Origin of the sequence: Simiduia litorea (assembly GCF_042853465.1) — a bacterium.
Lineage (GTDB): Bacteria > Pseudomonadota > Gammaproteobacteria > Pseudomonadales > Cellvibrionaceae > Simiduia > Simiduia litorea.
On record NZ_AP031497.1, the window covers coordinates 3,628,774 to 3,653,287 of the forward strand.

The window sequence follows — 24,514 nt, forward strand, 5'->3', positions numbered from 1 at the left end:
CGCCTACTTTTCGTCCCGCAACCTACCCTCCGCTCTACCACTCAATCCCTTTTTGCGCCGCCACACCAGCGTGGAAAGCATGCTTAATCGCTTTTACCTCGCTAAAGGTATCGGCTAGGTCCTGTAAATATTTTTTGGCGCCGCGGCCGGTGATGATCACACTTTGTTCTTTAGGTCTGGCGTTAATAGCTTCGATAATCACATCTTTATCGAGATATTTGTAATTCAACATGTAAGTCAGCTCATCGAACACCACCAAGCGCACCTTCGGGTCCGTTAATAAGTGTTTACAACTCGCCCAACATTGCTCGGCCGCGAGCTGGTCTTGCGTGGCGTCTTGCGTCTCCCAAGTAAAGCCCGTGCCCATCACGTGAAATTCAACATTCGGCAGCTTCTCTAATATATTCCGCTCACCGCACTCCCATGTACCCTTAATAAACTGAACGATGCCCACGTGAAAGCCATGGCCCGCTGCGCGAACTGCCGTGCCAAAGGCCGAGGAGCTTTTGCCCTTGCCATCGCCGGTGAGTACTATCACCACACCGCGCTCTTCCGTTGCGCGGGCCACCGCTGCGTCCACCAAAAGCTTGCGCTGAGCCATTCGCTCTTTATGCTTGGCGGCTTTTTCATCAGTCATAGTGTTCACCCTAAATTTTCACGTTACCAAATAGCGATCACTATACCGAACGAATCGCCTGGCACCTAAAATTAAGGTTTAAGTACATCCAAGGTTAAGTAATAGCTGTACATCACTTTGGCGAGTTTCTTATCTTTTGAAGCTGTCTCAACATTCGCTTCTATTAAATAGCGTCCAGCGCCCTGCCAAGCGATGCTCACTTTTCCATCCGCATCGGTGGTATAAGTTTTTTCCGCCTGCTGATCACGGTAGCGCGTCCCCTCGGGTAAAACACTCACAGTGAGATTCTTAGCTGGCGTACCATCCATAAGAAACTGAAACTGCGCTGACTCATCGGCGTAGAGCGCATTGGGATGATCAATAATGTGCAGGCTAATACCTGGCTCTGGTTGATCAAGCTTCGCACTCGTCGGCTGCCCCAAGCTGACATAGGTTTCAATACGGGAAATCGATGCCATGTACTTTACATCTTTTGCGTCTTTAGGCAGCTCGCGCGTTAATTTATCCAAAGGCCCGCGTGCACGCTTAACCTCTTTGCTTCCTAGTACAGTGTAAGCAACAAAATACATCGGCTTGCCACCGCTCGTAATACGGTAGGTGCCTTGGTCTTTGATTTGCAATTCGAAACTGGAGCGACGCTTAGCCTGCACTGGATTAACCAACGCCTCCGATTTACCTGAAGGAGAAAACACTGAAATATCATCCAACGGCATAGCCTTATCCACATAAAACACATTATTGGAGGCAGTATAATCCACGCTAATCCACTCGGCATCGCTCAATGAGAAATCCGTTGGCAGCAACCAGCGTTTATGGGCGTGTGCGGCACTTACCGCACAACACAGCGCAAGAAAAACCAAAACATTAACCATATACTTTGAACGACTATAAATTCGAATTTGCATTCTATGCACTCCTTAGTATTTGCATTCCACCGATAACTGAAAAAATCGTATTACAACTCATGTAAATGCGCTTTAAGGCTCAATAGCGAAAGAAACTTTTCCCAGCTCTGAATTGCCTAGCTCTGTGTGTGACCACGCCTGCCCCTGCCATACTAGCGGGACCTTGATATGCTCTCGGCCACCGACCTCGCGCACGGCTTCAATGTTCAAGGTATAACTACCCGGAGGAAGATCCACAGCTCTACGTTCTTGATACATGCCAGGCTTGCGCGTCGCACCCGATACGCCATCAATGGGAAATGTCAGAGCACTACCGCCGCGTCGCCACCAACTGCGCAAATCTCTATACCACTTTTCTTGTTCAACCCACACCAGAATTTGCGCGTGCGGTTGACGCGCATCGGTTTCAATCCAAACCGCCACATAGGGCCGATGGTATTCAGCCGTATCGATTTTTGGTATTTCAAACTTCACCTCAAATTGCGCTGACCAAGTGAGAGTAGAAAAAGCACATAAAAAGCAGGTTAAAAAATATTTAGTCATGGCACAAATACCCAAAACAACAACACAGGAAGCACAGCACCTAAAAGCACAAGCGGCCAAGTGGATGCACGTTTTTTAGCGTAAACAAACAATAAGAACAAACCAGTAATCGAGAAAAACAAACAGACGATAGCGGCCACATCAATAAATAGCACCCACGCGGTGCCTGCATGCCGGCCCTTATGTAGATCGTTGATTAACGCCACAGCGCCATCGTTCACTTGCTCCAACGTTAACGTACCACTCGCGACATCTAGTACCACGGTTGAAATACCGCCTGGGCGTTGATAATCCAAAATCCACTCCACATCATCGCGCTCAATATTGCGCGGTACCGGAAGCTGCCAAGTGCGATTGATAAGCTGGGCCACGACGGCCAATTGGTCTGTCTCACTGGCTTGATTAAAGTCCGCCAACCAACCATCAGACTGCTGGATAACACTCACCTCTACGTGTGGCGCGGCTTTAAACCAATCGGGATGATTGAGCGTAATCCCGGTTACTGAGAAGAACAGCAAACTTGCCAAACCCAAGGCAGAGCTAATCCAATGCGTGGTTCGACTGATTTTTGAAAAAGTTGGATTCATAAAAATAAAAAAGAGCGCTGAATCAGCGCTCGAAGGAGCGACCTTAATTTTAAAACTCGTAAGACGCAGTTAACTTGAAATTTCGTCCAGGTTCGTAATCGTTTAGTATTAATTCACCAAATACGGGATGAACGGTGTCACCAACACGCGACGCATGGGAGGTGTATTGTTCATCAAACACATTGTCCACGCCCGCAATCAACGCTAAACCTTGTATTGCTGCAGGCTGCCATTGTACGGAAACGTTATGTACATCGTAGCTGGGTTTGTCTTGGCTTTTTTCTTCCGCATGCCACTGTGAATTCCACGCAAAATCAACGTCGGCAAGTTGGTAGTTAAACGCCAAACCAAAACTATCACCCACTTCTCGATCTAGGGTATTGGTGGCGCTGGTATCGTGGGTATCACTGCGCGACCGAGCAAAGGTGAATAACGCGGTAAAACTCTCTAATTGATAGTTGGCGCTGAATTCACCGCCGGTAATATCGACATCGCCCAAATTGACATCTTGAAGCCGTGCATAACTGATATAGTTTTCGATATGGGTTTGGAAAAGATTAAAACCGGTCGTAAATTGATCGGCACCTAAGAAACTTTCGCGCGAAAACCGTACACCTACTTGGTCGTTCCGAGCGGTTTCAGGCTTCAACGCAGGATTTGCTGTTTTGCCATAACCAGCCCCAACCAACACCTCAGTTAATTCCGGTGCTTTAAACACTTCGGTAGAACTGGCAAGCAACTGCCAATTAGAGGTCACAAACCATTCAGCAGCGAGTGCGAAGCTGGTATCGCTAAAATCTTTATCCACTGACACTGCATCCATGGTGACTTGATCGTAACGCACACCCGGCGTAATGAAAAAGGTATCAGTAATGCTCAAGCGATCTTGAATATAGAGGGCATCGAGACGCTGCTCTTCGCCACCCAACTTTACGCCTCCGGTAACATATTCAGTGGTATAGGTATTACTTTCTAAGCCCGCGCTTAACACATGCTCTACACCCGCACTAAAAGGCAGCTGAGCAAGAAATGTTACACCGGTATTTTCAGCGCTACCCTCCGTAATCACACTGTGATTGTCGCGTTCAAGATCGTAACGGTTTGTGTAAAGATTGGCAGACAAGGCCAGCTCATTTTGCAATTCGCCCTGATAGCCCAAGTTCCACGTTTCGCGGCCAAATTCTGTCGGGTAGAGTGTGGCGCCAGAAATAGCCGCATTGGTTGCTACACCCATATCCGGACGCGGGGTGTAGTCCCCTTTGTCTTGGTATTTATCAAAACTCAAGGTCAGGCGATGATCCTGGTCTAGGTTCCAACCGGCTTTAATCAGCGCATTGTTTTGCACGCCGTCATTTCCAAGAATTTCGGTGCCATCACCATCCTCAAAATTATCGCGATCATTTTGGTTAACATAACCCAGTAAATCGACGGCATCGGTTAATTGCCCATACGCGGTAAACGAACCCGACAGCGAGGCGTTAGAGTTAAAACCCAGCTGCACCCGTGAGCCAAAGCGATCTCCCTGCAGCAAATCTTGACCAGACTTAGTTTCAAACCGAACAGCACCCCCTAAGGCCCCTGTCAACACGGAGTTGGCACCTACATCTATATCCACCGAGCGTAAAATATCTGGGTTAATTAACAGGTTACCCATGTGGTGATACATATAGTTGGTTTGTTTTGCTCCGTCGATGGTGACGTTGAGGTTGCGGTCGTCTAAACCGCGAATGTTGATGCGCTGGTTCACCGAATGGGTGCCACCAATATCCACGCCGGGAATATCGCGCATTAGTTCACTTAAGTGATCGGCCTGTTTGGTAGCAATTTGATTTTCACCGAGGAAAACGGAGGAGCTTTTTACTTGGGTTGCCCACACTTGTAAGGTTTCAATCGACGCGTTTGCGGCTACCTCTGATTGTTGCCCCGCCGCGTCATCAACGACGCCTGCAGCGCAAACCGATTGCGCAATGGCAAAAGTTAAAAGCCCCAAAGTAAACGTTTTCATATCTCAGTCCATTATCAATCACCAAATGAGAGGCGAATAATAATGATTCCTATTAACACTTTCAACACAAATGAGAATTATTTTTATTTGTATTATTGAGCCCGACGATCAGCCCCGCCAACCTAGAGTGCGCCTAAAGGCGTAGAAACTCAGCACTAAGCCAGTCAATACAAAGCAGAATGCGAACCAAGTGAAGATGCGCAACGCCGTATTGTTAAAATTATCGCCGTCGCCATAGTCCATAATGTGCAAACGCCAGAGCGCATCGTACCAAACCCAGTAGTTAGTCCTCACTTTCAGGTATTCACCCTGTGCTGAAAAGTAAAGTCGCGCATCTCCAAACTTCGCTTGCCAAACCCCAGTTCGCCCCGACAGCTCGTCCACCAAACCAAACAGCTGAGGCTCCGCCTCGGCGACCCAGCGCACGTCTTGCAGTTGGGTTTCACCTCGGTAGAGCGCTTCAGCAAACGCCCTAACTTGCAACGCATCCGCCACGCCAACAGGGCCACTAGCGCTTATCCAGCGCTGCTCATCGGCGTAGGTCACCTTCATCAACGGCCCTTGCGCACTTGCAATGGCTTGGACGCTTGTGGGCGCCTCAGACACCAGCAACGAGTTAAATACCAACGCCAAGCCCTCCTCTGTCAATGCCGGGCTTGCCGGCAAGGCAACAAAATCACCGCCTTTAACGAGAGACGTAAACGGCACTGTAGCAAACACAACACCGCCGAGTACCCACAAAAAAATTTGTGCGAAAACAAAATAGGAAAGGTATTTATGAAGCTTCCACGCCGTCTTTTTTAGTTTCACTTTTTTCAGCCCAACAGTAAATTCATCGACAAAAACTCTAGCGCCAGTATCAGAAGCACATATTTTTTCACTAGCGCGCAAGCCTGCTAACAGTACCACGCCGACTGAAATATCACCGCAAAATTGATTGCAGAGGCAATGCGCCTTACGTAGTATCCGCGCTGGCGTTTTTAAAGACGCAAATCAACTATAGATTCTAAGGAATAGGATATGCTTTTACGCACGATTGTCGCCACATTACTTGCTTCCCTGTCGTTCATCACCCACGCCAACGAAGCCGACGAAGGTTTCTATATGGGCCTTAGCGCTGGCGTGATGAACGTAGACATAGGCAACGCCAGTAACCCAACCAACGCTGCCATTCAAATGGGTTACCACTTTAGCGACATGTGGGCCATTGAAGCGCAATACAGCGACTCAATGCGGGACGGTAAAGTTGATTTGAACTACGGATACTATACCAATAGGGATTTCGAGTTCGGCATTCAAACATTAGCGGCCTACGGTGTTTTTCGAACGCGCGGCGATGTTTTCTTTAAAGCCAAAGCCGGCCTGGTACGCGAAAAAGTTTTAAGCGTAAATGACACAGGTGCTTCTGCGGGTGTGGGTCTGGGCTTTCGCTTGGGTGAATCGAAGCGTAGCAACGTCGAATTAGAAGCAACGATCATCGAGGCCGATGTGTTATTTTTGTCTGCAGGCTTTAATATTGGTTTTTAATGTGTAGCGTCCACTGAGTCCTGTTAATATTTTGCTTGACTCGATGAACCATCAAAAAAAGCGGCCTAAGCCGCTTTTTTTTGATCACTCACTGACCCTACTATTTCGACAAGCGCTCAAAATAACGATCCCGCAACATCGTTGCTCTCGTCACTTGCGACGCCTCGACACCGGCGGCAATCACCAACTCTGCACTGCTAGTTACCTCAAGCGGGTCACCGCTCCACAACACTAAATCCGCCACTGCGCCTTGGCGAATATCGCCACTTAATGGCGACTTAAACCAGCGCGCGGGGTTGACCGTCATCGCGGCGATTGCCACCTGCTTATCGAGACCATTAGCCACAGCATTACCGGCAGATTGTCGCACCAAGTGGGCATTATGGGTGTTGTGCCAACTCATGCCGGTGAATAACAAGTTAACGCCGGCGTCACTCAGCAATTTCGCATTATCCAAGCGCGCACCTAAGGCATCGTAACCACTGGGTAAATTTTCGATGGGATCCATGATCACAGGGATGCCCTGCGCAGCAATAGCCTTAGCCACCATCCAGCCCTCTTTAACACCCGCCAACATAAGCTTTACGTCAAACTCATTGGCAAGCGCTAAAATTTTGGTGATATCACTGGCGCGATTTACTCGCACGATTAACGGCTTCTGACCTTTTATCACCGGTTCCAGTGCCGCTAAATCCATCAGGCTCAAGGTATAGTCACGTCTATCTCCGGCCATAGCAGCGGTTTTATTAGCCGAAAAATCCCGTGCATCGGTTAAGTGCTGACGCAATAACGCGAGCGCCGCCGCGCGTGAGTTACCCGCAAGACTCACACCGTACTCGGTGTAATCCACGGCGATGGCAAGACTATCGTTAAGCACTTTCGGCGTGCCGCCCAACTGCACTAATGCTACTTGGCCAGAAAATAAGCCACTGCCAGATTCGGGAATCAACAAGGCTTGGGTTAAGCCGTGAGCGCGGTTGTAGGGTAATAAGGTCGATTGCGGGTTAAACGCATCTGCCACTTTTAACGCCGCGGTAATATCCACGCGCTCGGTGTAAAAGTCACTCGTTTGTTCAATCGCGCCAACCTCCACTGCACCTAATTGGGTGTAGCTATTAAATAAACCCGCAGTAACGGACTTGCCTTTAGCGTCGATGGTTTTATCGGCGCTCATGGCTAAATTTTTACCCACGGCGGCAATTTTACCGTCGTTGATAAACAGATCCGTTGCAGCCAATACCTTGTCGGCAGTATAAATATCCGCACCTTTAATCAGCAAAGAATCGGCTTGCGCTTGTAGCGCTAATGCACTGATCGCCAGTGCGCTAAGTAATTGTTTCATGGGCGAACCTCCCCAGCTTCAAGAATGCCAAGATTAAAGTCACTGGTGGGCTGCACGCTCGCATCCAAGCGATCGTAGCGTAAACTGCCATCAATCCAGACTTTTTCCGCATGGGCATAAACACTCATAGGGTTGGCATCCCACAAGACCAAATCGGCATTTTTACCCACTTTTAACGAACCAATTTTGTCCTCTAAGCCTAACGATTTCGCGGGGTTTAACGTGGCCCATTTGATCGCGTCCGCAGCGGTTAAACCCAAACCTAACTTGTTGCCCGAGGTCATGGCCTTGGCCACCTCTTGATTCAGGCGCTGCACTTGTATCGGGTCGTCAGAGTGAATCACCGCACACGCTTTGGCGTAATCTACCAAGGCAATGTTCTCTTCCACCATATCAAAGGCCTCTTGTTTAAAGCCCCACCAATCGGCCCACATCACACCGCAAATATTTTCCTGCGCCAGCATTTCGGCAGCTTTATAGCCCTCTACCGCGTGGTGAAAAGCCGCTATTTTATAGCCAAACTCTTTCGCCATATCGATCATCTGCGCCATTTCATCGGCTTTGTAGCAGTGATTGTGAATGCGAATGTCGCCCTCTAATACGCCCGCCAAGGTTTCTAGGCGCAGATCGCGAGTCGGTGCATCAGCATCTTCACCGGCTTCAATTTTCTTCACATAGTCGTCCCAGCTTTTCTTATAGGCCGCCGCCTCAATCCAAGCGCTGCGATAACCCGCCATATTACCCATGCGGGTAGACGGTAATTGACCCTTTTCGCCGTACACGCGCTTGGGGTTTTCACCACAGGCCATTTTCAAACTGTAGGGGGCTTCCGGAAATTTCATCCCCTGCACGGTGAGCGACGGTACATTTTTCAACGTGACGCCACGGCCGCCAATTAAGTTGCCGGAGCCGGGCAAGATTTGCACGGTGGTAACACCGCCGGCCAAGGCCTTTTCAAACTGTGGGTCTTCCGGCCAAACCGAATGCTCGGCCCACACCTGGGCAGTAACCGGCGCCGTCATTTCATTGCCGTCTTCATGGTTCGCGGTACCCGGCGCTGGGTAAACCCCCATGTGCGAGTGCACATCAATCAAGCCCGGTGTTAACCACTTGCCGTTGGCATCTATCACCACCGCGTCATCCGGTACCTGCAAGCCCTTGCCCATCGCCTGAATTTTACCGTCCATAACTACCAAGTCCGTGGCCTCAGCTTGGCTGCCATCGCCCACCAGTATATTCGCCCCCTTCACTAACAAGGTTTTGCTAGCGGGCACGGTATAGGTAGATGGATAGGGGTTTTTATTCGGTAATTCGAGGCTCGGCTTGGCTTTTTCCGGCTCGCCACAAGCGCCCAACGTAAGGGCTATGGCGGCCGCTAAGCCAGATATCACTAAACGGTTCATAGTGCGTCCTGTTGTTATTTATAGCTATTAGCGGTTGATCGACTGTGATCGGGGTAAAGGAATAGGACGAGAGAAGTAGCCAATGCCTCACAACAAAACCCACGTGGCGCAGCAGATAAAAAAGCCGGCACGGGGCCGGCTTGAAGAGAGCTACCTAATATTCAGACGCAAATAAACCGCGAACGGCTATCGCTCAAGCACTAGAACCGATAGGTGGCACTACCGAAGGCATGGATACCGTCTTCGTTATAGCCACTCACCACGGTGTAGTCTTTATCGAGCAGATTATTCACCTTCGCTTCTAGCACCAAATTGTTGCTAATAGCCCAAGCGGCTCGAACATTTACCAAACCATAACCCGATAATTTCTGTGTATTGGCTTGATCTGCATATCGCGCCGAGCGCGCCTCAAAACCTAATCCTAGCGTCACATCGCCAAAGACTCGGCTCAGATCTGCGTTAAACAGTTGATCAGAACGATTGATTAAACGCTTGCCAGTGGCCTTGTCTTCAGCATCCAAGGCGGTGTAATTCACGTCCACTAACCAGCCGTCAAAATCTTGGGCAAACTGCGCCTCAAGACCGGTTATTTCAGCAGCGTTCACATTGAATGGATACCAGTTTCCACCTGCATCTGGCGCCCAAGCAATCAGATCGCTAACGTCATTTTCAAAAATATTCATTGAAAATAACACCGACTCTTGCTGGTATTTAATGCCAGCTTCAAGGTTTCGAGATGACTCAGGTTTTAAGTCCGCATTACCAGAAAACGGGAAGTAGAGATCATTAAAACTGGGGGCTTTAAACGCGGTGCCGTAGCTTGCCATTAAACTCCAACCATCGGCCAGATCAAAGCCATAGGTAATACTACCCGTGTCTTCGGCACCAAATTGCTCATTGTCGTCATAGCGCAATGCCGCAACCAGGTTGTGGCCGCCAGAACGCCCTTGGTACTGAACGAAAACACCGGTGTTATCGCGACGATCAACTGCATAATCAACATTGTTTGACTCGACCTGCTCGACATAATAATCCACACCCACGCTCACAAGGCTCGCGTCAAGGATGGCAATATCATTTTGCCAGCTGGCGCTATCGCGCTGCGTAGTAAAGCTATTAGTACCACCGTAGTTCATCTCGGCAACGCCGGGAATGTGGTCATCCTGCTGCGAATCATCCTGCGAAAAACCGGCGCGCAGTTGGGTTAACCATACGTCGTTAACCTGCCCCTTCAAGCCCACGTCGGCTGAGTAATTGGTAAATGTGGAGAAGGGTTCGCAATCGATAAAACAAAAGCCGTTGTCACTATCGCTTTCACCTTGTTGATATTGCCCAGACGCTTCAAGGCGCCAAGCCTGCGATAACTGCTGACTCGCGTTCAAGGCTAATCGATCAGCCTCATAGGCGTCCTTGTCGCCATTGCCATTGCTGGTGTCTTTAGTGCGATCGAAACCATCCGTACTGATGTGTGACGCGACCAAATTGAGCTGGGTTGTTTCATCTTTCCAACCGGTAACAACGCGCGCTTGCTGCTCATTGTGTTTGCCGTAACCAAGATTGATAGCCAAATTGGCGCCGTCGTTTTCGGCCTTGCGGGTAAATATTTGCACAATACCGCCAATGGCATCAGAGCCATACAAACTCGAGCGCGGGCCGCGCACTAACTCAATGCGTTCAATCGCAGCCGGGTCGACAAACTCTAACGCCGTACTACCCAGAGTTGCAGAACCAACGCGCACACCATCTACTAACACCAAGAGATGACCCGAGTTTGTACCGCGCACAAATACACTGCTATTGGCACCGCGGCCACCGCGCTGCACCATATCAACCCCGGTAAAACGGCTAATTAGCTCAGGCACATCGCGCACCTGAAGCTGCTCGATGTCATTGGCGGTCAATACCGATACAGGCGCAAAATTTTGCGCCAGCGCTGTCTCTGTCCGCGTGGCAGTTACCACGATCTCTTCTTGCTGAAGGTCTTGGGCTTGAACCTGAACGCCAACCGTCAACATGACAATGGCTGCAGATAGGGAAATAGGTTTCATGAGAACTCTCTATTCACAAAAAAGAAGTGTATTGAGAGAGGGAGAAAAGTGGGTGCTTGTTCGCCAACGCGAGAAAGGTAACCACCGATGCAGCCCTCCGCTACGTCGTGTTGCCGCTCATCGCCGTACTAAAAAGCGGCGAAAACCGGTCAGCAAAGCGAGGCAGGTATCGGGCTTAGGGTTGAATTAACCACATCACCGTTGCGGGGGCAGCGTTGGCCTTGAACCAACTTCCCATTTAACTCGGGCATGACCCTCTATACAAAAAGAGTCACCAGAGCACCTAGCTTTGATGGCGCGGAGTTTACTCGGAAAATCACCTCGGTCAAGGAGTAAATGGAGACACTTTTGATGGATCGAGCGCACTCTCACGCGGAACGCAAACGCAGGACAGATCCCATTAGGCAACGCAGCACCAAAATCTAAAATGCAAAAATAATTTAAACCGGCGGCCAAATCGGAAGATTCAATAGGCTTCAATCGGGTTTCGGCGCACACACATGAATGGGTATTAGATAATCAATTTGATCCGTCACACCCACGCCTACCAAGATAAGGGGCGATAAGCGCGATCAAGCCAACGTAGGATGTGCGCATGCCGTTTTGCCCGCGCAGTCATGTTGCTGCTCATCTAAAGCGCAAGATTCAGTTGCCTGGAACAGCGCGCTAGCAAAAATAGCGAATGTAAGAGCAGACAAGACATACATGGCGCACCGCGTGGAAGTAAGGCCATGTTAACGCGATGTTTGATGTAGAAATATTCCCCAATTGGCTAAAAATGACAAGCAATTGGCCTAGTTCATGTTAGCAAGCAGACTTTTGGCGACCCGTTACAAGGTCGTATTTTAATAGGGAGCAATTATTCACTCAGTGCCACTCGCCAGGGTGGGTTCAACCGATTGTCGCCAGCCCAATACAAGATGATCTTATTTCCAGAGGGGTCTCTTAGAACGGCCTCACGCCAAAGGTATCGTTTGTCTGTTGGCGCCGCTTCGAAACTAAAGCCTTTAGCTTCAAGCCGACTCACCAGCTCGTCAACTTTTTCTTCCTCGAAATAAATAACGCTGCCGTTATTGAACGCCTCTTCTACCAAGCTTAAAGAAAATGTTGAACCACCAACTGGGCATTCAAAACGAGCATAATGAGGGCTATCGACTATCTGAAGAAAACCCATTTTCCTGTAAAACGCTGTCGCTGTTGGCATATCGCTAACGGGCAGAGTTACTTGATTCAAGTTCATCGCGTTATGTAGCCTTTTCAATTCAATCAGCAATACCCTCGAGCGATTTCGCCGAAGGTAATTCGGGTTTACATGCCGTTATCATCCAGCGGAATACACCTCCGGCTGCCAAAGCTCCATAAATGAGTCAGACCTTGCCAGCGGCGTAAAACCGAATTGCCCGTACAGACCATGGGCATCTGCCGTCGCCAATACCATTCGCCGCAATCCTTGCAACTGCGGATGAGCCAAAATCACGGCCATTAACCATTTACTCAAACCCTGACCACGGTGAGTCTCAAGAATAAAGACGTCGGCAAGATAAGCAAAAGTTGCCGTGTCAGTGATCATTCGCGCAAAGCCCACTTGCTCGCCGGAACGCGCAAAAACCCCAAAACAAAGTGAATTTTTAACGGCCCTTGCCATGGTTTCCATCGGGATACCTTTCGCCCAACTCGATTTTGAAATAAACCCATGCACAACAGACAAATTCATCTCGTCATAATCGGTACTAATTCTATAGCCATTCATATCAACACCTGCAGCAATATAGGTATGCGTAACGTTTATTTTTCAATAATGCTATTCCGGAAAAACTGCCGATTGATCGCCCTAAAACGTTTACAAATTTACTGTATCTATGCCACATCAATTTGGCGGCTTAGTTATGCAAAACTCGCCCAACGCAAGAACCTGCCTGGCATTCGATCTTGAGCTTTAAGACCCATATATTTTTTGGGAAATTAAAAACGCCAGATACAACCAAAGCAAAACCAACGCAATAGATTTCAACCTTCGACGCTTATCACTATTCTCACGCTCGCTATCTAAGTTACTCTTTAGCGCCAGCTTAAAAGAACCGCAAGCGGGGCAAGCGCCCTGGGAAGACTGCTTGCCTTTATAGCCACATTCCGCACATTGAAACCCCATACCTATTTATCTCCGAATCACCCCAGATGGCCACTAATCACAAAACCTCAACTCCACACCCCTGCTAACGCTCACCCAATATGCGCCTGCCTGCGTGTGTTCGAAGTGACACGCTTGTCACCAATAGAACAACCTAGTAGCCAATTCATCAATACTCGATACTGCGTCCGTAGGTTTTATTCACTTGCCCATTCTTTGCCCAATCGGCCATAAGGTCGTAGAACCCCTCTGTGACTTTTGTATACTCTCTTGAACCATCAGACCTTTGATTGAACTCCCACATACCATGGTCAGTATCGGGAAAGACTTGGATCTCGATCGGTAAGCCCTCATCGCGAAGTGTTTTCAATCGTTCTATTGTCTTTCCGATAGGCGCTTCCTGATCTTCCCCGGCCATAACCCAAAGTTGAGGGACCTTCACGTTTCGTAAAACATCTATAGGAACCAGCGACCAATCTATATTTAGACGATCGAACATAGGGATGCCATTCAGACGTAGTTCTTCCGAAGACATGTTAAGAATCACACCAGAAAACCCGCCTTTAATGGCAGAAAACCAAGCCGCGTTACGGTATTTTTCGCGTAGCGCATCCAGCTCCTCAAGGCCCCGGGTGTAACCCGAGGTAGCAACAAGAGCCGTTAAATCGGTGACCTTCTTTGCTTCTGAAATCACCTCTGTACCGTAGCCGGATTGTAACAGTTCCATTTCAACTTGAGCCGCATCCTCCTCTAAGATATCGACAACCAAGCCGTAACCGACAGCGATAAAATCTGCTTTTGCCTGTTCAGCCGCTAAGGGGGCAATCCAACCACCCTGGCTAAGACCGAACAAGCCGAAGCGACCAAACCGATCTTTTGCAAGTCGCCTCGCTTCGCCTGAAGCGGCCACCAAATCCTTCGCAAGTTGTGGAAAATTTTGTGTATAGTTACCCTCTGACAAACCTGTTCCCCTTTTGTCATAGACAAAAACAGACATGCCTCGCGCAACCATGTGATAGGGGTCGATTGCTTGTTCGAGCCAGCCGCTCTCTTCGGAACCGTGCGCATAAACAATTAATGTGGTTTTTAGGTTTGCCCCCTCCGGTTCAATAAGCTGCCCAGCCAAGGTGACATCATCCACTACAAAATGGGTGTTTGTTATCCTTAACGTCCTCGCCTTCATGTCGGCGAAATCCGCAGTTTTCACAACATTCCCTATGCAGGCAACTACCTTTTCATCGCCTACCACCCCGGTCTCGCCATTATCAAACATATAGCGAAAGCCATCGCCCTTTCTAGTAAGCACAAGGAAATTTTCGCCACTTTCAAATATTCCAACACGACAAGCGGCTTCTATTTCGCCAGCTGAATTAACACGATCTGGACTGCAAGCGACAAGAAAAAGCGTTAGAAAGCAGATTGAAAGCAAGAGCTTGTTCATATTTCATCCTAATAGAATTCCGTTCAATTCAAATGCTCAAAGAATGTCTTCGCAGGCGGTTTCCGGCAGAATTTAGCGCGCTGCAATCTACAAGAATCAGTAGCGCCTGCGAGTCAATGCTCCTTAGCAGTGTGTTACTAAATATTCTACGTCACTCTAGTGATCGTAAAGCCTTCTTCGGACGTTGGCGCCACGAAAAATTTCGTCACTTGTAAAAACATAGCTAGCGTATCGGTTGCCGCCCTTTCTGGCTGCGCTTTACGTCTCATTTCAATCTGCCTTAAGCAAACCTCATTTGGCAGATCGATGTATATCAAATTATGTGGTGCTTGGATTTCCGAGAAAATACTCCGAAACCAATCTCTTTGCACAAGAGTATTAGCCGGAAAATCCATAACGACATTAGTTCCCGTGGACAATATGGATTGAACAAGCTTTCTAATCTGCGGCTTAAGACGGTTAGAATATTTAACATAATCAGTTAACGATGAGATCTGATTAGGGTACAGCGACGTAAGCCATTCATCTTCTGACAGCAACACAGCGCTACCATTACGCGCGATTTCACCGGCCTTGGTAGACTTTCCAGAACCCATTTTCCCACAGAAAAAAGTCAAACATCCTTTATTCATAACCTCCCTCTACTTTGATAAAGACCGCTCGATTTAGTTGCAATTTTAGCACTGCTTAAGCCAGCGCAACCGCGCTTTTCGTAGCGTACGACCGAACAACAATGACACCATTTATTTATTGAGATCAAAAACTTGCGTCACCCAAGCCATCTAAATCATCTAAATCATCTAAATCATCCAAATCATCTAAATCATCTAAATCATCTAAATCATCTAAATCATCTAAATCATCTAAATCATCTAAATCATCTAAAATAAAAATCCTACCACTACAAAGGACCTAGACATAGAGCGGCACACCAAAAATTTGCATTGACGCCTTCGCTATGAAGGTAGCCACAACATCAACAACAAATACGTTAAATAAATCAAGATTCCGGCTAAAATTATGTAGCCGGCCCTATCAATATACGGCGCCACCCTTAATCGGAACGTATTTATTTTACCATCCGTTTCCTTCGACGTTACGTCAGGGCCTTTGATTCCCATTACCATGAAACATACAAGGGAGATAAAAATTGCATAAAGAGTTGAAACAAGCAGCACGAAACTCGTTACCTCAAACTTAGACCAATCAACATCGTTGAGTAAGTACGCTGGAATACCTATCGAAAAAAGCATGATGAGCGTTGTAGCTAGTTTAGGGTTTACTGTCGAATTCATGATAATCCCTGTTTTTCCCTAGCATCGATGGGAGTGACGAGCGTAGGCGAGTCCCGCCGCGCTAACCACTAATAGGTAACCTTCACTATGAGATTTGCCTGTATACAATCTTATTATCCTCATAGTCCTTTACAATAAACTCTTTAGTACCAAAAAGGCCCTTAGATATTTCCTGGACAATAATGACACCCTTATCTGATGCCATGCTGTAATCGTCTTCCAAATTTTGTGACTCAATTACTACTACATTTGAAGCATATACTTGCCTATCTGACGCTTTGCGCAAATAGAGTCTTGATCCTGACTTTTCTAAAATTGCGTACTCTGGACTCTTAATTGAGCTCCTATACGAGCACTGGAACCCGAGAAAATCCCCATACCACATTATCGTGGTTTCAATATCACAGACCTGTATGCAGGAGCTAATCATCTATTTTTCCTTATCGAAAAAGGTTTTGCTAAACGGCAGTCGGAGTGGAAATAGTCTATCTTGAGTTTTATAATAATCTTCTACGGACTTTCACATAAACACCAAAACTCTAGACCGCTAACGCCCGAAGCAGCCGAGAGCGTAGCGAGTCGAGGGCGATAGCCTGATCTTGCCCCGATAAAATGGACACCTCATTTTTCTACGCTGCCATTTGTTCAAATTCGATCGGTGAGCAGTACCCAATACCTGAGTGCAGTCTCACCATGTTGTAAAACTGGTTTATATACCTTGCAAGTGATCTACGCAATCCATCCATTCCATCGAATACAGACTTTCGGATTAATTCACCCTTGAGCGTGTGATAAAACGATTCCATATACGCGTTATCTGTACAATGCCCAGGCCGGTTTACGCTATGCTTGATTCCTGCCTCCGCCAGCGCATCTTGGAACTTATAGCCTGTAAACTCGACGCCGCGATCAGTGTGCAGTATCAGGCCATCGGTATTGCGATTCTTGCGAAGTGCATTTCTCAATGCTGACACTGACAACTCAACAGACCGAGTCCTGCTTAGCGTCCAGCCAAGTATCCTGCGAGAGTGTCGGTCCATTACCGTTGCCAAATAGGTCCACTGACCTTGCAGCTTGATATAGGTAACGTCTGCCACCCAAACTTGATCGCAGCCTGTAGTTTCACCGAAGCTGAGCAATCTATTTTCTCCGCTGGTAAAAAATTTCTTCAAACCCGGTGCTCTGCGCGTCACGCGAGTGACCCTACCCTGAAGTCCAGCCTCGCGCATTAACCTAGCGATCCGCTTACGGGACACCCGATAGCCCTGTTTTATAAGCGTTTTAAATACACGGGGGCTGCCATATCGCCCTTCGCTCTTGTCAAACACCAAGGTGATTTTTTCCAACAGCACACGGTCAGTACGCTCTCGCTGGGAAGGCTGTCTATCCCGCCAGGCATAGTAGCCACTCCGAGACACACCCAGCCAACGGCACAAAACAGCTATTCCGAAGGCTTTTCTGTATCTGTGGACGAATCCAAATCTTTCTGATGCACTTCCGCCAGATACAGTTGCCACTTTTTTAGCAGGTCGTTCTCCTGCTGCAGCCGCTTATTCTCTTTCTTCAACCCAGCGAGTTCAGACACCTGCTTTGAAGTCTTGATCTTTTTCTTTTTGGTCAAACCGATTCGCTTCTTACCGTCCCCTTGGAGAAGGCCGTCTCTGTACTCCTTTCTCCAACGGGATAACATGAATGGGTGAATTCCCAGGCCTTCTGCAACCTGCTTTATCTGTATATCGGGCTGGTAGCTCATCTTAACAGCCCGTATTTTGAATTCAGTTGAATATTGCCACGTCTTCCGTGGATTTTTGTATTTTGGCACAAACACCTCCAGATAAGTTATCTAGAGGTGTCCACTAAAGCGGGGGAAGTTCAGCCCGTTTTGGTTGCGTTTGTTATGTGTATAGCTACTTTTGTGCTTCAAGCTTCATACCCTGCTCATTCCAATGAAGATACTTTCCCTCGAGCTCATGAGTTAATTCGGGGTTTGTCACTATGAACTCAAGATTCTCAATCAACACAACGCTCGAAATATCGACGCCGGTCAATTCTAAAGTTTCCGGATTTGCGATGGATACAGACCAGCTACTAAACAAGTCTTTGTGAGTCAGGGATTTCATCAGTATAAAAGAACCAAGCTTAAACTCCGGACTACCCTTTGCCTCGATAAGCCAGTTCTTTAAGGATTCCGATAATCTTAGGTCTAATACTTCCATAGTTCGATTACACATAACGCCCGTAGCAGGCGCGCGCATTTTGCATCGCCTGCCTGCGTTTGTTAGGCGACTGATTAATAATCATTGTTACCCTCCCAAAGAACCTGACTGCCAGTAGCGTACGGATTTTTATTTGTGGGCTCCGCCCAATGAAGCACTATCTTTGCTTTCGGCTCATTTGAGGACGTAAGTCTTAGCTCTACTCTTTCATCAAAACAGTTGGCTAGGATTACATATGGCCCACGAGACCTATACACACGAATGAGCTCCGCATCAAGAAAGCTCAAACTCGATGGTATTTGGGCTTTCGTAAATTGTATTTCGTAATCAATATGCGAATTTTTTTCACTTAATGTCTGTATCTCCGAATAGACAAATGCCCATTGTTTTGAAGATATTGATCTAGCATGCTCGACTGCCGGATGAGCCTCTGGAGCTATACATCCAAAACCTGTATAAGGATCGCATCCGGCGAAACAAATACAAACCAGTACTAGCGAAAGAATTCTGCCCACTTTAAATCTTACCAATGTGCCCACCGCATAACGCCCGCTTCAGCCGCCCGTCGGCTGGAAGCGCTTGTTACGTGTATTAAACTTATTGAAAACCGCATAACTCAAGACCCATACCAGTCCTGACCACCATATAGTCATGACCCAGACCAATCTATAAGATTGATGTATTAGCTTACCTTCTAGTTCCAAGCTTACAATTCCCCACCCTGCACGATGAAGAATTCCGACCATTTCCATTTGAGAGAGACGACTAACGTAGTGCTCGCACCTATCGAAACCAAAGGTTTTATAACTTGAATCACTATTTTCGATGAAAAGCATTTCTGTACCACCGCGACCACTTTTCACACAGCTTACTTCGAAGCCAGTAAGATTAATTGCTTTTTCGCTTTTCCAGGGAGTATTAAACAAACAGAAAAATGCTGTAAATACAAAGATAAAGCTAAGATAACGAAATTTATAGGCGCCAAGATGCACGGCGAATCTCCTATACCGTTTCTTTACTATATATTCCGATTTTTGCTCCATAGCTCGCTTACACGTTGCAGCTTATTCAATAGACGCCGACAATATATTTTTTTAGCCGTAATTTTCGACCATATTCTGTAAGCATTTGTTTGCAATAGATTTTCTTACAGCCCCAGTAAATAGCAATACTTTTCTTAACTTGGATAATCCCCAAATTGGCGTTATATATTTTCTACATCCTTTTGCGGTATCCCATATAACCCTATGATTCTAAACGATTTACTCGCGTTTTCATCGTACTACTAATAAGACAAGCTAAGCCTCAACCGCTGAAAAACGGACATGTGTCGCGGATTATCCCGGTAAAATCAGCGAGCAACTTGTTAGGATCATCCACTTTTAACACTTAACAACGCTTGTATAGCAACCTTTCTCAAGCAACCGATCAATCTTCTGCTCGCCAGCTTTGACCATCAATCAACAATGCTTTAACCACATTAGCGCCCGACGGGGTAACAGACAGCACAATGGAACCCTCGCCCTTGCGCACAGCGGCATCTAAGCGCAAAGCTTCCGATTGAGGGATATAGAAGCGTTCCAACCCGGTTTGAAAGCGACCACCTTGGCAAAAACCCGTCAAAGGGTATTCGCAATCTGTGGCAGAGTTGCTTGCATAATGGTCGCCACTGTCAACGAGGCAGATGGCCTGTGGCTCATTGTATTCTGCGCACAAGTCGTCTATATCAAAGGCAATCTGATAGACGATGTAGTGGCCAGATAATAGGTCTCTGGGGTCAAAGCCGATGACCGGCAAGGTAAACTCTTTACCTAAGCTCGATACATACGCTTTAGTGCCGGCAAGAAAAGCCAGGCCAACGATAGGAAAAAGTAGCGCGGCGATAAGTAGGTTTTTATGGTTCATCATTTGATGCCCTCAACCAATGTTTGTAGGCGCCCATGATGCTTGTACCACGTCCAGCCCAAGCCCAAAATTATGCCCCCTGAAACAATCAAGCCAATACCCGTTGTCGCCAGCCCGCCGAGCGCATCGAAATAGACTATCAAAAAACGAATAGCCACTAACAACGCGAAAAAGTTAAATAGCCGGCGTGAGCCAGATAGCGCAAAATAAAAAGCGCAAAGTCCGGCGATGACTATGCTAAATGCGGCAACTACTAAAGAGCTTTCTAAATTTAAGCGAACAGAGAAAACCTCAATAACATACACCGACACCAATAGAAGAAGCACTTTCCTATGAGTTGCTGACGCACTTTCAGTAACCGCGATTAAGGCCAGAGCAATCGCGAACACAGCCGTTAGCCCGATAATGATTGGATAACTAAATTTCAACGGCAACCAGCCCCACGAACCAATGTCCAATGTGACGACAGCAAGGCAGCCTAAAACCACTGCCCAAAACCCAAACACGCGGGCAAATGCATGCGTAGGCATCAGCCACCCCGCCAATTTACCTAACACAAATAAAATGGCGGGCGCAGCAAACAACAGGCTGAACAGAACCTCTTCATCGCTACCACCAAACCACGCATAGCTTTTTGCCTCGAGCAATGCGATAACCGCGCCCATACATACCATCAACCACACGTGCGGTAGTGGCGCGCGCTGTGTACATAGGGCCAGGGGCAAGAGCATCACCAGCCACAGTAATAGTGCTTGATATAGGTCACCCCCCGTATGGTAAATCTGCGCAATCAGCCCGATAGACGCTAAAATAAGCGCCGCATAAAACACAATACCCACTTCAAAGAAGACAATTTTTTTGCGTTGCTGTAAACGAAAAATGGCGAGCGCCAACACGGCTAGCACAATAAAATTTGCCGCGAGCTTAGCCCAACCCGGAATCGCACTCCAGTTAGCCGCGATCAACGAGATAACCCCGATCGCAACCACTAAAACCCCCACACTTAGAATACCGTATAACACCCAATGCCGCGCCGGCTTTTCATTTTCATAGGCGGTAATGCCCGCGGCTTGCTGGGCTGAAATAAGCTCGGCGCCCACCCACTCCTGTAGCTGTTGCGTTAAATTCGCCATGTATGTCCCTAATAATGTGAAATTTCGAGCATCGCGATGATCGAGTATGATAGCGATCAATCGGTTGATTATGGCGCGCCAAAGGGCGGCAAGCTAGCCAAATTTTTACACAAACCAAACGAATTATTCGTTATCCTAAGGCCTTGCTTGCACGCCACACAATTTTTAATCGAAACACGATGGCACTATCATGAACAACATCAATCCGAAGAAGCTACTCAACAGCAAGTGGACAGCTGTTGCTCCGGAAAATAAAGAAAAGCATTTTTTGGTGACAGAGGTGGAATTCGACGAAGAAGGTATTGTGACCGCTTGTATCATAGAGGCGGTAATATCGAAACGCGCCAGCCCAATTGACTGGCACGACTTGACCAACAGTACACGCTGGCTACATGGTTGGCAGTAAGTTTGTGGTGATTGATTGGCTCAATGCTAGCTTCGACGACTATTTGGCGATTCAATGTTCGATTGGTTTATTGTTTATTGCGTTAGCACAGGGTGCTTCCGACCGCCACGCCGTTAGCTAGCGCAAGCCCACAACGCACACTACTAGGAATTTAGTATGAGTGAATTACACGTCATTAACGCGATTCTGGTTCCCGCTGGTATGGAAGCTGAGGCCGAGCAAGTGAGGGCGGAATATGTTAAATATTTCAGTAAGCAGACAGGTTTTGTCAGCTCTACCTTTTACAAATCCGTCAAGACGGAAGCCGACGGCTCAAGCAAGTATGTAAACACAGTGGTTTGGGCATCACAGCAAGATTTTGAGCGAGTGGTCAACTTAGGGTTTGACAATGCCGAAGGCGAAAATCGCGATGGCATGCGCGTATTGGGCAAGGGTTTTCCAGAGCCTATAACCGTCTCACCAGGGCAGTATCACATTATTTCGCAAAGCTAAGCGCTACAAACCACAAGCGAGGGGCTGCCCGCTACAATCCAGATGTCCGGCCCTTGCAAGCGAACGGTCCGAGTACCTCTACTCAAACCAACTGTAGAATTTTAATTTGGGGATTGCGCATGACAAGGTTAACCGGAGAATGTTTTTGCGGCGCAGTGAAGTATCAAATAACCGGCAAGCTACGCGACGCCCGCTCCTGCCATTGCTCGCGCTGCCGAAAAGTGTTTAGTGCACAAGCTTCCGCGTATGCGCTTGTAGAGGCAACAGACTTTAACTGGCTTTGCGGCGAACAACATTTAACCACTTACGCAAGCCAACAAGATTTTGGCTTTCAGTTTTGCCGCCACTGCGGGTCAACCTTGTGTGGTCTTTACAAAAATCACGTTCACGGCATAACCCTCGGCTGCCTCAATGAAGACCCTCACATCGACATTGGCCAACACATCTTCGTCGGATCAAAGGCGAGCTGGGAAATAATGCCTGAAGGTGTAACGCAATACCAAGAGCGGGGCCCAGACTAGGATAAAACTAAACACCCAACGCTTAAAGCTAGCGCTTAACATCGCAACGGCTATTTTTACAACGAAGGATAGCCTCAAGTTAATCCACACTATCGTCAACCGGAGCGCAGATGCAAAAGGCTATTCAGTTAAAATTCGACACTTATCCGGCACACATTCGGCCGCTGATGTTGGCCTTGCGCGCTCTTATTTTTAAAGTGGCTGCGGAAGACGGCATAACCGATCTTGAAGAGTGTTTAAAATGGGGCGAGCCTAGCTACTTGTGTAAAAGCGGTAGCACCGTTCGCATTGACTGGAAAGACAAGTCACCCAACCAATACGCTATGTACTTCCACTGTCAGACCTCTTTGGTGGCTAGCTTCATGGAGTTATATAAGGAGGAGCTTTGCTTTTCAGGCAACAGAGCGATCATTCTAGATATTCACCAGCAATTACCGGAGCAGGCGTTGAAACATTGTGTGTCTTTAACGCTGCACTACCATTTACGCAAACATAAGCCCTTACTTGGCGCCTGAAGTCCTATCTAAATCGATCACCAGACTCAAAAATGGGTTCTAACACGGAGTATCACAGGATACTTTCAACTAGAGTGTCTACTCAGAAGTCACGACGCCAATGACGCCAATGACGCCAATGACGCCAATGACGCCATCAAAAGTTCAGTTACCGGTGACGCAATTGTCCAATCACAAGGTTGGATCGCTTTTTACGCGCCAATAAACCCAAAGGTCTTAAAGGAAAGGCACAACAGATGACGATACGGGATGGCCAGACGAACCAAAATGCCACGCAAGAAAGCCCTAACGGGTCTGGCTGGATTATTAAAATCTACCCCTTTGGTGTGTTGTTGCTGAGCGTGGTTTTATGTTTTACGTTCGGCGTTGAGCCAAGTCACGCAGCACTACCCAGCCAGGAGTTATTACGCATACTGACCGTCGCAGCCGTAATTCTAGTGCTAAATCACAGCTGGATAATGACGGCTACCGAACTGACACGACACAAATATAAGGTCTATGCCTCACCGGAAGAGTGGAAAACCCACGGGGTAAAAAAAACGGATGTTTCTGATGAAGGCATGCTAGAAATTGAAAGGCATCTAAACACCCACAGAAACACAACAGAAAACAGCCTGTACTATATTTTTCTTGCCTTCATCTTTTCTCTAACGTCGCCCTCCCTACTCGCAGCCTGGGTATGGTTACTGCTGTTTCCCATAGCACGCCTAGGCTATACCTACAGCTACTTTGCAGGAAACGACAACCTACGCGGGGTTTTCATGTCGTTAACACTTCTCTCCAGCTTTGGCATGGCGAGCTACTTGATACTGAGCAGCCTATACGCCTAAAAATAGCTCGCGTCTTGCCTCGGTAAAATCAACGTGACAGACTCTGCCAGCGAGCCGATAAAACTGGACGACCCTTGGGGAATTGACGCGCAAGGAAGTGCCGGTACTTATGCCAAATGCCAATGTTACGGACAAAATATTCAACCCAGCTTTGCTGTATTCGCCACTCTTTTCTACTTTTTGAAAATGTTCCATTGAACCTAGGCCAATGAAAAAAATACGCATCCACCACTACCTGGGTAAAACCATCGCTACGAACGGCCGCTCCACGTGGGAGTCGATTCAGGTTGAGTTACTCGTGGGAGCGATTTTTTCCGGTATAGCCCTGTCCATGTACCGCCTTGGCTCAACTGTCTTTTTTATCGCCGCCGCCATTCCGGCACTCGCCTGCGCTATCAGCTGCGGTCTTACCCTGTACTGGGCTTTCAAAAGCCGATAACCATGCGCACAGGCTAAGGCAGCTGATCCCGCCACTAACGCCACATAAGACATAAACCAGCGCCAAAACAGGACACCCGTACCAAATAATTTTCGGCGCACACCAACCCTGACGTTGGCATGTTAAACCCCTGTTTTCATTCACGTTCAACCCCCATCTGCACCGCCTTGCTGGCCGCCTGAAGGCGTGCAGAGGT

General features: G+C 47.7%; 27 protein-coding genes and 1 riboswitch. Of the genes, 8 read left to right on the forward strand and 19 right to left on the reverse strand.

Going from position 1 to position 24,514, the window contains the following annotated elements; all coding sequences use genetic code 11:
* Window positions 1-34: 34 nt before the first annotated feature.
* The 6 genes from cobO to ACGHTT_RS16130 all read right to left on the reverse strand — a co-directional run bounded on the left by cobO (window position 35) and on the right by ACGHTT_RS16130 (window position 5,487).
* Window positions 35-637 (reverse strand): cob(I)yrinic acid a,c-diamide adenosyltransferase, encoded by a 603-nt coding sequence (cobO, locus tag ACGHTT_RS16105; protein ID WP_390591978.1) that lies wholly within the window; start codon window positions 635-637, stop codon window positions 35-37.
* A 71-nt stretch (window positions 638-708) separates the two neighbouring features.
* Window positions 709-1,542 (reverse strand): DUF4198 domain-containing protein, encoded by an 834-nt coding sequence (locus tag ACGHTT_RS16110; protein WP_390591979.1) that lies wholly within the window; start codon window positions 1,540-1,542, stop codon window positions 709-711.
* A gap of 72 nt (window positions 1,543-1,614) precedes the next feature.
* Window positions 1,615-2,085 (reverse strand): DUF2271 domain-containing protein, encoded by a 471-nt coding sequence (locus ACGHTT_RS16115; protein ID WP_390591980.1) that lies wholly within the window; start codon window positions 2,083-2,085, stop codon window positions 1,615-1,617.
* Window positions 2,082-2,672, reverse strand: coding sequence for a PepSY-associated TM helix domain-containing protein (locus ACGHTT_RS16120; protein ID WP_390591982.1), 591 nt, complete (start codon window positions 2,670-2,672; stop codon window positions 2,082-2,084). The genes ACGHTT_RS16115 and ACGHTT_RS16120 overlap by 4 nt, the downstream gene beginning before the upstream one ends.
* Before the next feature lie 49 nt (window positions 2,673-2,721).
* Window positions 2,722-4,677, reverse strand: a complete 1,956-nt coding sequence (locus ACGHTT_RS16125; protein WP_390591983.1) for a TonB-dependent receptor domain-containing protein — start codon at window positions 4,675-4,677, stop codon at window positions 2,722-2,724.
* 108 nt (window positions 4,678-4,785) lie between these two features.
* On the reverse strand, window positions 4,786-5,487 hold the full coding sequence (locus ACGHTT_RS16130) for a hypothetical protein (protein ID WP_390591984.1): 702 nt from the start codon (window positions 5,485-5,487) through the stop codon (window positions 4,786-4,788).
* Window positions 5,488-5,697: 210 nt separating this feature from the next.
* On the opposite strand from ACGHTT_RS16130, the gene ACGHTT_RS16135 reads away from it, so the two are divergent.
* The gene (locus ACGHTT_RS16135; RefSeq protein ID WP_390591986.1) at window positions 5,698-6,204 is read left to right on the forward strand and encodes an outer membrane beta-barrel protein; all 507 of its coding nucleotides are present in this window, start codon (window positions 5,698-5,700) and stop codon (window positions 6,202-6,204) included.
* Between the two features lie 100 nt (window positions 6,205-6,304).
* Here ACGHTT_RS16135 and ACGHTT_RS16140 read toward each other — a convergent pair whose 3' ends face one another.
* The 13 genes from ACGHTT_RS16140 to ACGHTT_RS16200 form a co-directional block, all read right to left on the reverse strand.
* Entirely contained in the window at window positions 6,305-7,546 is a 1,242-nt protein-coding gene (locus tag ACGHTT_RS16140; protein ID WP_390591987.1) for an imidazolonepropionase, read from the reverse strand.
* A complete protein-coding gene (locus ACGHTT_RS16145) occupies window positions 7,543-8,949 on the reverse strand; it encodes an amidohydrolase (protein WP_390591988.1) in 1,407 nt (468 codons plus the stop codon). The genes ACGHTT_RS16140 and ACGHTT_RS16145 overlap by 4 nt, the downstream gene beginning before the upstream one ends.
* Window positions 8,950-9,149: 200 nt before the next feature.
* Window positions 9,150-10,997, reverse strand: coding sequence for a TonB-dependent receptor domain-containing protein (locus ACGHTT_RS16150; protein WP_390591989.1), 1,848 nt, complete (start codon window positions 10,995-10,997; stop codon window positions 9,150-9,152).
* Window positions 10,998-11,140: 143 nt separating this feature from the next.
* Window positions 11,141-11,291: riboswitch (cobalamin riboswitch) on the reverse strand.
* Window positions 11,292-11,856: 565 nt separating this feature from the next.
* Entirely contained in the window at window positions 11,857-12,237 is a 381-nt protein-coding gene (locus ACGHTT_RS16155) for a VOC family protein (RefSeq protein ID WP_390591990.1), read from the reverse strand.
* An 81-nt stretch (window positions 12,238-12,318) separates the two neighbouring features.
* Entirely contained in the window at window positions 12,319-12,747 is a 429-nt protein-coding gene (locus ACGHTT_RS16160; protein WP_390591991.1) for a GNAT family N-acetyltransferase, read from the reverse strand.
* Window positions 12,748-13,294: 547 nt separating this feature from the next.
* Window positions 13,295-14,566 carry an alpha/beta hydrolase family protein gene (locus ACGHTT_RS16165; RefSeq protein ID WP_390591992.1) on the reverse strand — a complete coding sequence of 424 codons (1,272 nt, stop codon included), beginning with the start codon at window positions 14,564-14,566 and terminating at the stop codon, window positions 13,295-13,297.
* A gap of 146 nt (window positions 14,567-14,712) precedes the next feature.
* A complete protein-coding gene (locus tag ACGHTT_RS16170; protein ID WP_390591993.1) occupies window positions 14,713-15,198 on the reverse strand; it encodes an AAA family ATPase in 486 nt (161 codons plus the stop codon).
* A gap of 748 nt (window positions 15,199-15,946) precedes the next feature.
* Window positions 15,947-16,291 carry a VOC family protein gene (locus tag ACGHTT_RS16175; protein ID WP_390591994.1) on the reverse strand — a complete coding sequence of 115 codons (345 nt, stop codon included), beginning with the start codon at window positions 16,289-16,291 and terminating at the stop codon, window positions 15,947-15,949.
* A 199-nt stretch (window positions 16,292-16,490) separates the two neighbouring features.
* Window positions 16,491-17,683, reverse strand: a protein-coding gene (locus ACGHTT_RS16180) for an IS3 family transposase (RefSeq protein ID WP_390591995.1) whose coding sequence is annotated in 2 segments (ribosomal slippage) — window positions 16,491-17,386 and window positions 17,386-17,683 — 1,194 coding nt in all. Because the reading frame shifts where the segments join, the coding sequence is not laid out codon by codon here.
* 85 nt (window positions 17,684-17,768) lie between these two features.
* Window positions 17,769-18,116 carry a hypothetical protein gene (locus tag ACGHTT_RS16185; protein WP_390591996.1) on the reverse strand — a complete coding sequence of 116 codons (348 nt, stop codon included), beginning with the start codon at window positions 18,114-18,116 and terminating at the stop codon, window positions 17,769-17,771.
* Between the two features lie 515 nt (window positions 18,117-18,631).
* A complete protein-coding gene (locus ACGHTT_RS16190) occupies window positions 18,632-19,069 on the reverse strand; it encodes a hypothetical protein (RefSeq protein ID WP_390591997.1) in 438 nt (145 codons plus the stop codon).
* 436 nt (window positions 19,070-19,505) lie between these two features.
* A complete protein-coding gene (locus ACGHTT_RS16195) occupies window positions 19,506-19,985 on the reverse strand; it encodes a GDYXXLXY domain-containing protein (RefSeq protein ID WP_390591998.1) in 480 nt (159 codons plus the stop codon).
* Window positions 19,982-21,115: a DUF2157 domain-containing protein gene (locus ACGHTT_RS16200; RefSeq protein WP_390591999.1), complete on the reverse strand. Its 1,134-nt coding sequence runs from the start codon at window positions 21,113-21,115 to the stop codon at window positions 19,982-19,984. Before ACGHTT_RS16200 ends, ACGHTT_RS16195 begins: the two co-directional genes overlap by 4 nt.
* A gap of 190 nt (window positions 21,116-21,305) precedes the next feature.
* Between ACGHTT_RS16200 and ACGHTT_RS16205 the strand changes: the two genes are divergently transcribed.
* The 7 genes from ACGHTT_RS16205 (at window position 21,306) to ACGHTT_RS16235 (ending at window position 24,318) form a co-directional block, all read left to right on the forward strand.
* The gene (locus ACGHTT_RS16205; RefSeq protein WP_390592000.1) at window positions 21,306-21,521 is read left to right on the forward strand and encodes a TIGR02450 family Trp-rich protein; all 216 of its coding nucleotides are present in this window, start codon (window positions 21,306-21,308) and stop codon (window positions 21,519-21,521) included.
* On the forward strand, window positions 21,508-21,642 hold the full coding sequence (locus ACGHTT_RS16210) for a hypothetical protein (protein ID WP_390592001.1): 135 nt from the start codon (window positions 21,508-21,510) through the stop codon (window positions 21,640-21,642). The genes ACGHTT_RS16205 and ACGHTT_RS16210 overlap by 14 nt, the downstream gene beginning before the upstream one ends.
* Before the next feature lie 35 nt (window positions 21,643-21,677).
* Complete coding sequence (locus ACGHTT_RS16215; protein ID WP_390592002.1) at window positions 21,678-22,013, forward strand: antibiotic biosynthesis monooxygenase family protein; 336 nt, start codon at window positions 21,678-21,680, stop codon at window positions 22,011-22,013.
* A gap of 119 nt (window positions 22,014-22,132) precedes the next feature.
* On the forward strand, window positions 22,133-22,534 hold the full coding sequence (locus ACGHTT_RS16220) for a GFA family protein (RefSeq protein ID WP_390592003.1): 402 nt from the start codon (window positions 22,133-22,135) through the stop codon (window positions 22,532-22,534).
* A 110-nt stretch (window positions 22,535-22,644) separates the two neighbouring features.
* Window positions 22,645-23,049, forward strand: coding sequence for a DUF1801 domain-containing protein (locus tag ACGHTT_RS16225; protein ID WP_390592004.1), 405 nt, complete (start codon window positions 22,645-22,647; stop codon window positions 23,047-23,049).
* A gap of 236 nt (window positions 23,050-23,285) precedes the next feature.
* Complete coding sequence (locus tag ACGHTT_RS16230) at window positions 23,286-23,879, forward strand: MAPEG family protein (protein ID WP_390592005.1); 594 nt, start codon at window positions 23,286-23,288, stop codon at window positions 23,877-23,879.
* A gap of 208 nt (window positions 23,880-24,087) precedes the next feature.
* Window positions 24,088-24,318, forward strand: a complete 231-nt coding sequence (locus tag ACGHTT_RS16235) for a hypothetical protein (RefSeq protein WP_390592006.1) — start codon at window positions 24,088-24,090, stop codon at window positions 24,316-24,318.
* The last annotated feature ends 196 nt before the right edge of the window (window positions 24,319-24,514 follow it).

Coding starts and splice junctions, on each gene's coding strand:
- ACGHTT_RS16155 (WP_390591990.1), bottom strand. CDS start 12,237: ATGAACTTGAATCAAGTAACTCTGCCCGTTAGCGATATGCCAACAGCG.
- ACGHTT_RS16160 (WP_390591991.1), bottom strand. CDS start 12,747: ATGAATGGCTATAGAATTAGTACCGATTATGACGAGATGAATTTGTCT.
- ACGHTT_RS16115 (WP_390591980.1), bottom strand. CDS start 2,085: ATGACTAAATATTTTTTAACCTGCTTTTTATGTGCTTTTTCTACTCTC.
- ACGHTT_RS16185 (WP_390591996.1), bottom strand. CDS start 18,116: ATGCGCGCGCCTGCTACGGGCGTTATGTGTAATCGAACTATGGAAGTA.
- ACGHTT_RS16150 (WP_390591989.1), bottom strand. CDS start 10,997: ATGAAACCTATTTCCCTATCTGCAGCCATTGTCATGTTGACGGTTGGC.
- ACGHTT_RS16210 (WP_390592001.1), top strand. CDS start 21,508: ATGGTTGGCAGTAAGTTTGTGGTGATTGATTGGCTCAATGCTAGCTTC.
- ACGHTT_RS16165 (WP_390591992.1), bottom strand. CDS start 14,566: ATGAACAAGCTCTTGCTTTCAATCTGCTTTCTAACGCTTTTTCTTGTC.
- cobO (WP_390591978.1), bottom strand. CDS start 637: ATGACTGATGAAAAAGCCGCCAAGCATAAAGAGCGAATGGCTCAGCGC.
- ACGHTT_RS16145 (WP_390591988.1), bottom strand. CDS start 8,949: ATGAACCGTTTAGTGATATCTGGCTTAGCGGCCGCCATAGCCCTTACG.
- ACGHTT_RS16225 (WP_390592004.1), top strand. CDS start 22,645: ATGCAAAAGGCTATTCAGTTAAAATTCGACACTTATCCGGCACACATT.
- ACGHTT_RS16220 (WP_390592003.1), top strand. CDS start 22,133: ATGACAAGGTTAACCGGAGAATGTTTTTGCGGCGCAGTGAAGTATCAA.
- ACGHTT_RS16170 (WP_390591993.1), bottom strand. CDS start 15,198: ATGAATAAAGGATGTTTGACTTTTTTCTGTGGGAAAATGGGTTCTGGA.
- ACGHTT_RS16125 (WP_390591983.1), bottom strand. CDS start 4,677: ATGAAAACGTTTACTTTGGGGCTTTTAACTTTTGCCATTGCGCAATCG.
- ACGHTT_RS16205 (WP_390592000.1), top strand. CDS start 21,306: ATGAACAACATCAATCCGAAGAAGCTACTCAACAGCAAGTGGACAGCT.
- ACGHTT_RS16200 (WP_390591999.1), bottom strand. CDS start 21,115: ATGGCGAATTTAACGCAACAGCTACAGGAGTGGGTGGGCGCCGAGCTT.
- ACGHTT_RS16235 (WP_390592006.1), top strand. CDS start 24,088: ATGAAAAAAATACGCATCCACCACTACCTGGGTAAAACCATCGCTACG.
- ACGHTT_RS16120 (WP_390591982.1), bottom strand. CDS start 2,672: ATGAATCCAACTTTTTCAAAAATCAGTCGAACCACGCATTGGATTAGC.
- ACGHTT_RS16135 (WP_390591986.1), top strand. CDS start 5,698: ATGCTTTTACGCACGATTGTCGCCACATTACTTGCTTCCCTGTCGTTC.
- ACGHTT_RS16230 (WP_390592005.1), top strand. CDS start 23,286: ATGACGATACGGGATGGCCAGACGAACCAAAATGCCACGCAAGAAAGC.
- ACGHTT_RS16215 (WP_390592002.1), top strand. CDS start 21,678: ATGAGTGAATTACACGTCATTAACGCGATTCTGGTTCCCGCTGGTATG.
- ACGHTT_RS16140 (WP_390591987.1), bottom strand. CDS start 7,546: ATGAAACAATTACTTAGCGCACTGGCGATCAGTGCATTAGCGCTACAA.
- ACGHTT_RS16195 (WP_390591998.1), bottom strand. CDS start 19,985: ATGATGAACCATAAAAACCTACTTATCGCCGCGCTACTTTTTCCTATC.
- ACGHTT_RS16110 (WP_390591979.1), bottom strand. CDS start 1,542: ATGCAAATTCGAATTTATAGTCGTTCAAAGTATATGGTTAATGTTTTG.
- ACGHTT_RS16175 (WP_390591994.1), bottom strand. CDS start 16,291: ATGATTAGCTCCTGCATACAGGTCTGTGATATTGAAACCACGATAATG.